Raw genomic sequence first — 9,494 nt, forward strand, 5'->3', positions numbered from 1 at the left:
CGTACATGACATCGCTCCTTGGGTTGGGTGAGGCGATGCGTGCAACGCGAGGGTGGCGGAATCGGGGTTTGCGGGATGGAAGCGCGTCAGTAGCCATCCCTGACGCGCCAGCGCTTCAGTCACCCTTTCCGGAACTGCAGCGCCCCGTTGAAATTGTCGACGACGACGTTGTCGCCGCTGACGAACTGGCCCTGCAGGATCTGCTTCGCGAGCGGGTTCTCGAGCTGGCTCTGGATCGCGCGCTTGAGCGGCCGCGCGCCGTAGACCGGATCGAAACCGGCGTTGCCGAGCAGGTCGAGGGCGCTGTCGCTGATCTCGAGCTTGATGCCGCGTTCGGCCAGGCGCTTTGCCAGATGCCCGGACTGGATGCGCGCGATGCTGCGGATGTGTTCGCGACCGAGCGGATGGAAGACCACGAGTTCGTCTAGGCGATTGATGAACTCCGGCCGGAAGTGCGACTGCACCACATCCAGCACCGCCGACTTCATGCCGGCATAGTCGTTGCGTGCCGCGAACTCCTGGATCAGCTGCGAGCCGAGATTGGAGGTCATCACGATCACGGTGTTGCGAAAATCGACGGTGCGCCCCTGGCCGTCGGTCAGGCGGCCGTCATCCAGCACTTGCAGCAGCACGTTGAAGACGTCGCCGTGCGCCTTCTCGACTTCGTCGAGCAGGATCACGCTGTAGGGCCGACGTCGCACCGCCTCGGTCAGATAGCCGCCTTCCTCGTAACCGACATAACCCGGGGGCGCACCGATCAGGCGCGAGACACTGTGTTTCTCCATGAACTCGCTCATGTCGATGCGCACCATCGCATCGGTCGAGTCGAACAGGAATTCGGCCAGCGCCTTGCACAACTCGGTCTTGCCGACGCCGGTCGGGCCGAGGAACAGGAACGACCCGTTCGGTCGATTCGGATCAGACAAGCCGGCGCGCGAGCGGCGGATCGCGTCCGCAACCGCGACCACGGCCTCGTCCTGGCCGACGACGCGTCGATGCAGCTCGGCTTCCATGCGCAACAGCTTGTCGCGTTCGCCTTCCAGCATCTTGCTGACCGGGATGCCGGTCCAGCGCGACACCACTTCGGCGATCTCATCCGCGGTCACGCGTTGCTGCAACAGCTTGAAACCCTTCTGCTCGGTCTCCTGCGCCGCAGCGAGCTGCGCTTCGAGCTGCGGCAGCTTGCCGTACTGCAGTTCGCTGACTTTTGCGAGGTCGCCGCGACGCATGGCCGCGTCCATCTCGTTGCGGGTGCGTTCGATGTCCTCTTTCAGCTTGGTGCTGCCTTGCACGGCCGCCTTCTCGGACTTCCAGATCTCTTCGAGATCGGAGAACTGGCGCTCGAGTTTCTCGATCTCGACTTCGAGATCGGCCAGGCGCTGCTTCGTTTCGGCGTCCTTCTCCTTCTTCAGCGCCTCGCGCTGGATCTTGAGCTGGATCAGCCGGCGCTCCTTGCGATCCATCTCCTCGGGTTTGGAATCGATTTCCATGCGGATGCGCGAAGCCGCCTCGTCCATCAGGTCGATGGCCTTGTCCGGCAACTGTCGATCGGCGATGTAACGATGGCTCAACGTCGCTGCAGCGATGATCGCCGGGTCGGTGATCTCGACGCCGTGGTGGACCGCGTACTTCTCCTTGAGTCCGCGCAGGATCGCGATCGTGTCCTCGACACTCGGCTCGCCCACGAAGACTTTCTGGAAGCGACGTTCGAGCGCGGCGTCCTTCTCGACGTACTTTCGGTATTCGTCCAGCGTGGTCGCGCCAATGCAATGCAGCTCGCCGCGGGCCAGCGCCGGCTTGAGCATGTTGCCGGCGTCCATCGACCCTTCGGCCTTGCCGGCGCCGACCATGGTGTGCAGTTCGTCGATGAAGAGAATCACGCCGCCTTCCTGCTTGGCGAGATCGTTCAGCACCGCCTTCAGGCGCTCCTCGAACTCGCCGCGGAACTTGGCACCAGCAATCAGCGCGCCCATGTCGAGACTGAGCAGGCGCTTGCCTTTCAACCCTTCCGGCACTTCGCCATGGATGATGCGCTGGGCGAGGCCTTCGACGATCGCGGTCTTGCCGACGCCGGGCTCGCCGATCAGCACCGGATTGTTCTTGGTGCGACGCTGCAGCACCTGGATGACGCGACGGATTTCCTCGTCACGGCCGATGACCGGATCGAGCTTCGCGTCTTCGGCTCGCTGGGTGAAGTCGATCGTGTATTTGTCGAGCGCCTGGCGATGTTCCTCGGCATTCGCATCTTGCACGGCTTCGCCGCCGCGCAACTGGTCGATGGCGGTGGCGAGCACCGCCTTGGTTGCGCCGTGATTGCGCAGCAGCTGACCGAGCTCGCCCTTGTCATCGGCAGCGGCGAGCACGAACAATTCGCTGGCGATGAACTGGTCGCCGCGTTCCTGAGCGAGCTTGTCAGTGAGATTGAGCAGGCGTGTCAGGTCGTTGCCGACGTTGATGTGGCCCTCCTGCCCTTTCACTTTCGGAAGCGCATCGAGCATCGCCGCAAGGCGCTGCCGGATCACTGGCACGTTCGCACCGGCCTTGGTCAGCAGCGGCCGCACCGATCCGCCCTGCTGTTCCATCAGCGCGGTCAGCACGTGCACCGGCTCGACCATGTTGTGATCGCGGCCGACGGCCAGCGATTGCGCTTCCTGCAAGGCCTGCTGGAAACGCGAAGTGAGTTTGTCCATCCGCATGGGAGTCCCCGAAGTCTGTGGCGGCGTGGCCGCGAGCTGTTCGGGAATTGCGGGCAGGGCGACGCGATTCAAGCGCCGGCGATCGGAGAAGCGTCTCGGCACGATGCGCGGCGGCGTAGTCCGCGCATCGTGCCGGGCGGGTCCTGCATCAGCGGTCGAGGTCGTAGCTGAGGCTGAGCCAGTAGCTGCGCGCCGGCAGGCGGTAGTACTGGGCGTCGCCGAGTTCGCTCTCCGAGGCAGGATCGCGGCGATCGGTCAGGTTGCTGCCATCGACGCGCAAGGTCCACGCCTTCGCACGCCAGCCGAGACCGGCATCGACCGTCGCATAGCCGGCGGCCGGCGCGGTGTTGCGCTTGTTCAGGTAGCGATCGCCGACATAGTTCGAACTGATGAAGGCGAACGGGCCGGCGGCCGGCTGCCAGATCAGGCCGAGACCGGCGAGATGGTCCGGCGACAGTTCCTGCTGGTTCCCGCGCAACTGGCGCGGCGTGTCGCCGAACAGGCGCACGTAGTCGCCGAACTGCGAGTGATGGTAGGCCCAGCTGGCCAGGACCTGGACATCGTCGCCGATTCGGTAGCGCGCTTCGCCCTCGAGACCGCGGAACATCAGGTTGCCGGCATTGGTCAGGCCCGGCCGACCGTCGACGGTCTGCGGCACGACGAGGTTCGCGAAGTCCATGTAGAACCCGGCGACCTCCCAGCTCAAGCGGCCTTCGAGGTTCACGCCGCGCAGTCCGACTTCACCGCTCGTGGCTTCTTCTGCTTCCAAAATGTCGGTCTCGGCTTCCGGTCCGAAGTCGACCACGGCCGGCTTGAAGCTGTCGCGATAGTTCGCGTAGGCGGTCAGGTAGTCGGCCTGGTCGGGATCGGTCCACAAGCGGTACGAGGCCCCCAGCGCACCGGTCAGGCGGGTATCCCGGCGTTCGTCGCGGCCAAGCTCGACGCCGGCCACGCCGGTCTCGATCAGGGCGGTGTCGCGGTCTTCCCGGGTGTGATTCAGGCGCAGGCCGGCATCGAGATGCAGGCGCTCGCTCACGTCGTGCTGCAGGTCGGCATAGGCGCCGAGGAAGTCGCGGCGGTCGTCGGTGCCCGTGACCTCGTCGATCGGGCGCGTGCCGGCGCGCGGCGGGTCGCGTCCGTCGAGTGCGACGCTGTATTCGAAGTTGCGGCTTTCCTGATCGCCATTGCCGTGCAGCCAATCAGCGCCCCAGACCACGGCGGTCGCGTCGCCGATCTTCGAAACCACATGGGTATCGGCATACAAATCGGTACTGCCCCGGGTCTGTTCGTAGCCATCGGCATTGATTGCCGGCGCAGCGCTGAACCCCTCGCGCAGGAAACCGCGGATCAGCTCGCCGTCGGTGCGCGCCAGTGCGATGCGCGTCTGCCACGGACCCAGGGTCGTGTCGCGCTCGTAGCGGGTCGACACCTGCAGGCGGTTTTCATCGAGGTGCGCCCCGCCCGGATTGTGGTTCGCATCGAGCGGCGTGCGCGGCGTCAGTCCGGCGCCCTCGCGCATGTGCGGGCTGTTCGGGTCCTGGCGCAGCAGGCTCAGGTCGACATCCAGGCCGAAACGGCCGGTCTCTGCCTCGATGTCGGCACGATAGAGCAGATGACTACGGTCGTAACCGGCACGATCGGCGGCCAGTTCCTGATGCTCGGCATTCACGACCAGCGAATCCTTCCAGGCACCCCGGCTCGACAAGGGAGCCGCGAATTCGGCGCGCAGACTGCCGCGCGATCCGTAACTGAATCCGACCCGCGACGGGCCTTCGCCAGCGGCGTAATGGATCACGTGGATGACGCCGACGAAAGCGGTGGCGCCGTAGCTCACCGGCGCCGCGCCCTTCATCACCTCGATGCGTTCGACATTCGTCAGGTCGAGACTCGCCAGCGCGGGGACGAAGGCACCGCCGGCCGGGACGCCGTCCACCAGCAGCAGGAAAGCATCGAACTCGCGCAGACCCCACAACGCCGGCACCGACGAGGCCGGGCCGCCATCACCCCCCGGTGACGCTTCGACGCCCGCGACCAGGGCCAGCGCAGTGCGCAGGTCAGTGGCTCCGCGGGCACGCAGTTCTTCGCCGCCGATCACGGTCACCGTGGCCGAGGATTTGTCGAGCGCGGTGTCGATCTTGCTGCTGGTCACTTCCACCGCGCCGAGCGTGCTCGGTTCGGCCGCGCGGACAGATGCAGCCGCAAAGGCGGCGGTGATGGACAGCACGAGCATGGAACGACGAAGCAGCATGAAACCCCCTGCAAGAATGGACGCGCAGCCTAGGCGGATGCCGCCGCGGTGGCCTCCGTCCCGGGACCGAGCCGCGATGCACTATCGTCGGCACCCCGAACCGAACACCGCCGATGCCGACTCTGCTGCGCCCCTCCGGACTGCTGCTCAAGCTCGCCGCGTTCTTCCTGCTCTGCGGCGTGCCCGCCTTGCTGGCGATGGACGCCGCGCGCACCGTGCTCGAGTTCCGGCAGATCGTGCGGGTGCTGGATTCGGCACGGATCGGCGACGAGATCAGGCGCGAGGCGCAGGCGATTGGCCGGCACCGGCGCGAACGCGGATTGAACGGCATCGGCCTCACCCGTGATCTGGAGCGCTGGCTGCTCACGCTGACCCAGCCGAGCCGCTCTCCGTTCGGAGAAACCGCATTCTCGTTGCTCGAATACGGGCCGCAGCCCTTTGTCGCGATGCTGGTGGACGCCAACGAGCGTCCGCTCGCCACCACACGTGCCGATTTCGTGCCACCGTTGCCGCTCGGTCCGGCCGATGGCGACGGCCTGCGTTCGGCGGCCACGAATTCGCCGCACCTGCAGCGCCTGTATCACGCGCCGCTGCAGGGACCGAATGGTGCAGCGGAGGCGCTGGTGCTGTGGGTGGATTTGCCGCGCCCCAGCGAGCGGATCTGGCGCAGCCTCAGTTTCGAGTGGCCGATCGTCCTGGTCGGTGCCCTGGTATTTGCGACCGTGGCGGCCGTGTTCCTGAGCGCCTGGGTGACGCGTCGACTGCGCCGCATCGCAGCCACCGCGGATGCGTGGCGTCACGGCCGCTTCGACTTGCGCATCGATGATCGAGCGCGCGACGAAATCGGCGAACTCGCGCAGCAACTCGACACCATGCCGAGCGCGCTGGCCGAACTGGTCGAACACCGCAGCGAGCGCGCCGGACGACACGAGCGCGAGCGCATTGCCCGCGACCTGCATGACACCATCAAGCAACAGGCGTTTGCGCTGTCGATGCAGTTGGGCGCACTGCGCGCCGCGTTGCCGGAAGCCCAGCGCGATCTGTCAGCACTGGGCGAGGCGCGTGCGCTCGCCGAACAGATTCAGCGCGAACTGGCCGAACTGCTCGGCGAATTGCGTCCGCTGCGTCAGGCCGAGTGGCAGGCGCATCTGGTCGCGCGCGTCGAGGACTGGTCGCGACGCAGCGGTATCCCCGCGCACATCGAACTGGACGCGACCGAACTGATCGCCGCCAGCCGGCATGACGTGCTGATGCGCGTGATCGACGAAGCGCTCGCCAACATCGCGCGCCACAGCGGCGCCGACCGCGCGCTCGTACGCCTGTCGCACGAGGCGCGGCGATTCTCGCTGTGCGTGCAGGACAACGGTCGTGGCGGCATCGTCGAAGGCAGTGGTCGCGGCTTGCAGCATCTGCGTGAGCGCGCCGCCGCCCTGCCCGAAGGTTGCTTCGACTGGTACAGCGACCCGCAGGGCGGCAGCCGTATCGAATTGCATTGGACCGAGACCGTGACATGAGCGACGAACGCATCCGCATCGCAATGGCCGACGACCACCCCGTGGTGCGCCGGGGCTTGCGCGCCTTCCTCGAATCGCAGCCGGAATTCGAGGTCGTGATCGAGGCCGGCGATGGCCCCGCGCTGGTCGACGCATTGCCGGGCACCGACATCGACGTGATCCTGCTTGACTTGCTGATGCCGGGCGGCGGCGCAGCGCTGATCGCACGCCTGGGAGAGGTCGCGGCCGATGCACGCGTGCTGGTGCTCACCTCCAGCGAAGACCCGCGACTGCTGCACGAGGTGCTGCAGGCCGGCGCGATCTCGGCCCTGCTCAAGGACAGCTCACCGGAGCAGTTGCGCGACGCGATCCTCGCCACGCATCGTGGGGAACGGGTGCTGCATCCGCGCATCGCCAGCCTGGTCGCCGGACAACGTGCACAGACCCCGCTGCGCACCGCCTTGAGCGCACGCGAACACGATGTGCTGCGCCTGATCGCGCAGGGCCTCGGCAACGCCGACATCGCCGCGCGTCTCGGCATCGGGATCAAGACGGTGAAGACCCACGTCAGCCACCTGCTGCTCAAACTCGACGTCAATGACCGCACCCAGGCCGCGGTGCGTGCGCTCAAGGAAGGACTGGTCTGAATCCTGTTCGGATGACAGCACGCGCGAAAACACTGCGCGGCAACGCACAGTTCGATGCATCCGAATGCAAACAGATGTCTCAAACAAGCGTTTGACGCACTGCAGCGTGCGAAAAACGAGAACTAGTGCACACTTCACATCGCGCCACACTTGAGCTCAGGGGCTCAGGCAGCGGGGGACTCGATCCGGCGCACACCTATCCACGCATCGAACGCGCGTTCCCGCATGCGCGCACACCAAATCTGGGAGGGTTTCGTGATCAAGCGTCGTACCGGTTTCCTGTTGTCTCTCGCTGCTGCGGCAGTCCCGTTCGCGTCGGTTTCGGCCGCTCAACTGGCGGCCAAGCAACTCGCCGGTCCGCCGTCCGAATTCGCCGACATGGCTGCGGTCGAACCTGCCCGCACCGCCGTGCATTCGAAGTCGGCCCTGTTGCCGGTGCAGCTGGAGAAGCTGGCGAATGGCCGTTACGGCTGGCAATCGACGCTGCCCGTGGAGGGCGAAGACCTGCGCCTGCTCAGTTTCTCGGGTGCGAAGTCGCAGTGGGATCTCGGCCTGCGTGACCCGATGGGCACGCGTGCGAAATCGGTGCGCGACATGGCCCAGGAACTCGATCGCACCAATTTCACGCTGGAAGGCCAGAGTTTCCCCGCGGTGCGCTACGGCTTCAAGGCGATGATGCCGGGTGACTGGACCTTGTCGGTGGAGTCCGATTCGGCTGCCGCCGGTTTCGTGCTCGTCGAAGGCGCCGGCAAGACGCGCCTGATGGCGCACCAGACCAGTTTCAATCAGCAGGTCGGCAAGCGCCTCGGCTTTGTCGCCTCGGTGTACGACGAAGAAGGTGGCGATAGCGTGCCGCAGATCGCCGGCGCCAAGCTGCGCGTCACCGGCCCGGACGGCATCGCCGAGTACCCGATGTTCGACGATGGTCTGCATGGCGATGCCAAGGCGATGGACGGCTTGTTCGGCGCCGACTTCTCGCCGCGCGCTTCCGGTGATTTCACCGCGCAGGTGATCGCGACCGGTCGCACCGGCGACGGCAAGGGCTTCGTGCGCAGTGCCGAGTTCGCGTTGCCGGTGATCGCCGACCAACTGAGCGTGCGCAACAGCGTCGTGTTCGCGAAGACGGTCTCGGATCGTCGCATCGCGCTCGACCTCGATGTCTCGATCGCCAAGGCGAGCAGCGATCACTACCGCGTGATCGGCGAAGTCTGGGGCAAGCGCAATGGCCGCGATGTCGCCATTGCCTGGATCGGCGGCATGAGCGAACTCGATGGCGGCCGACTGCCGCTGTCGCTGGACGCCCGCTGGATCGCCAGGGCGAAAGCGGTCGGCCCGTTCACGCTGCGCAACCTGCGCATCGAAGACCCCAACCACTTCGTGCCGCTGGCCAAGATCGCGGAACTGCCGATCGACATCGGCGTGCTGCCGAAGGCCGCGTTCTCGCGCGGCGCGGCCATCGACGACGAGATGCGCCAAGGCGCACGCCCGACCAATCTGGTCCAGGGCAAGGGCGTCGGCACCAAATTGCTGCTTGTGCACGGCTATTGCTCGGGCGACGCCTGGGGTCCGGTGGCCGGCCAGTTCGCGAACTCGGCCGTGTTCAAGGACTTCAACCAGAACCGTTCGCATGACCAGTTCGCCAACCTGATCAAGAACTTCGGTGCGACCTGGAATTCCTATGGGATCGTTGCGCACAGCCAGGGTGGTGCGGCGGCACTGCACCTCTACACCTACTACTGGTCGGGACTCGACTACGCCACCGGTGCACGCCTGATCCAGTCGGTCGGCACGCCCTATCAAGGCACAGCGCTGGCCGGCAATGCCGCGGTGCTGGGCTCGGTGTTCGGCGTCGGTTGCGGCACCAATGCCAACCTGACCTACAGCGGTGCATCCAGCTGGCTCGCCGGCATCCCGAGCAGCAGCCGCGCCAAGGTCAATTACTACACGACCTCGTTCAAGCTCACCAACTGGTACACGAACGATTACTGCAACATGGCCACCGACCTGTTGCTCAATGACCCCGAAGATGGCACCACCGAACAGACCAAGGGCCAGTTGAGCGGTGCCTACAATCAGGGACACAAGACCGGCTGGTGCCACACCAGCGGCATGCGTGACCCGGCCCAGGTCACCGACAGCAGCCGCAACAGCACGATGAACGCGAACGCGGCGCGCTGATCCAGCCATCGCTTCGAAGCCAAAACCGCGGTCCGTAGGGGCCGCGGTTTTTTTGTCGCCGGGTGATGCGCGCGACCGGACGCCACGGGTGTGCCGAATGATTCCCGACCGATGCCTCCTGCGCAGACTCGGTCGTGGCGGCACAGCCACCTCAGGCAACCGCCGGATTTGCAGCACGACGATGCGAGCCCGCCTTGATGGTGCAGTCGCGACCCGCTCGCCAATCGCGGCT

At 66.0% G+C, this 9,494-nt stretch carries 5 protein-coding genes; 3 read left to right on the top strand and 2 right to left on the bottom strand.

The genetic code is table 11. The features are described 5' to 3' along the window. Positions 1-119 precede the first annotated feature (119 nt). A complete protein-coding gene (gene clpB, locus IPP28_16430; protein MBL0042584.1) occupies positions 120-2,696 on the bottom strand; it encodes an ATP-dependent chaperone ClpB in 2,577 nt (858 codons plus the stop codon). 148 nt (positions 2,697-2,844) lie between these two features. After that, the gene (locus IPP28_16435) at positions 2,845-4,944 is read right to left on the bottom strand and encodes a TonB-dependent receptor (GenBank protein ID MBL0042585.1); all 2,100 of its coding nucleotides are present in this window, start codon (positions 4,942-4,944) and stop codon (positions 2,845-2,847) included. Between the two features lie 113 nt (positions 4,945-5,057). On the opposite strand from IPP28_16435, the gene IPP28_16440 reads away from it, so the two are divergent. The 3 genes from IPP28_16440 to IPP28_16450 all read left to right on the top strand — a co-directional run bounded on the left by IPP28_16440 (position 5,058) and on the right by IPP28_16450 (position 9,262). Next, on the top strand, positions 5,058-6,458 hold the full coding sequence (locus IPP28_16440; protein ID MBL0042586.1) for a HAMP domain-containing protein: 1,401 nt from the start codon (positions 5,058-5,060) through the stop codon (positions 6,456-6,458). Beyond that, positions 6,455-7,084, top strand: coding sequence for a response regulator transcription factor (locus tag IPP28_16445; GenBank protein ID MBL0042587.1), 630 nt, complete (start codon positions 6,455-6,457; stop codon positions 7,082-7,084). Before IPP28_16440 ends, IPP28_16445 begins: the two co-directional genes overlap by 4 nt. A 279-nt stretch (positions 7,085-7,363) precedes the next feature. Then, complete coding sequence (locus IPP28_16450; GenBank protein MBL0042588.1) at positions 7,364-9,262, top strand: conditioned medium factor; 1,899 nt, start codon at positions 7,364-7,366, stop codon at positions 9,260-9,262. The last annotated feature ends 232 nt before the right edge of the window (positions 9,263-9,494 follow it).

The organism is Lysobacterales bacterium, assembly GCA_016721845.1.
In the GTDB taxonomy this organism is placed as follows: Bacteria; Pseudomonadota; Gammaproteobacteria; order Xanthomonadales; family Ahniellaceae; genus JADKHK01.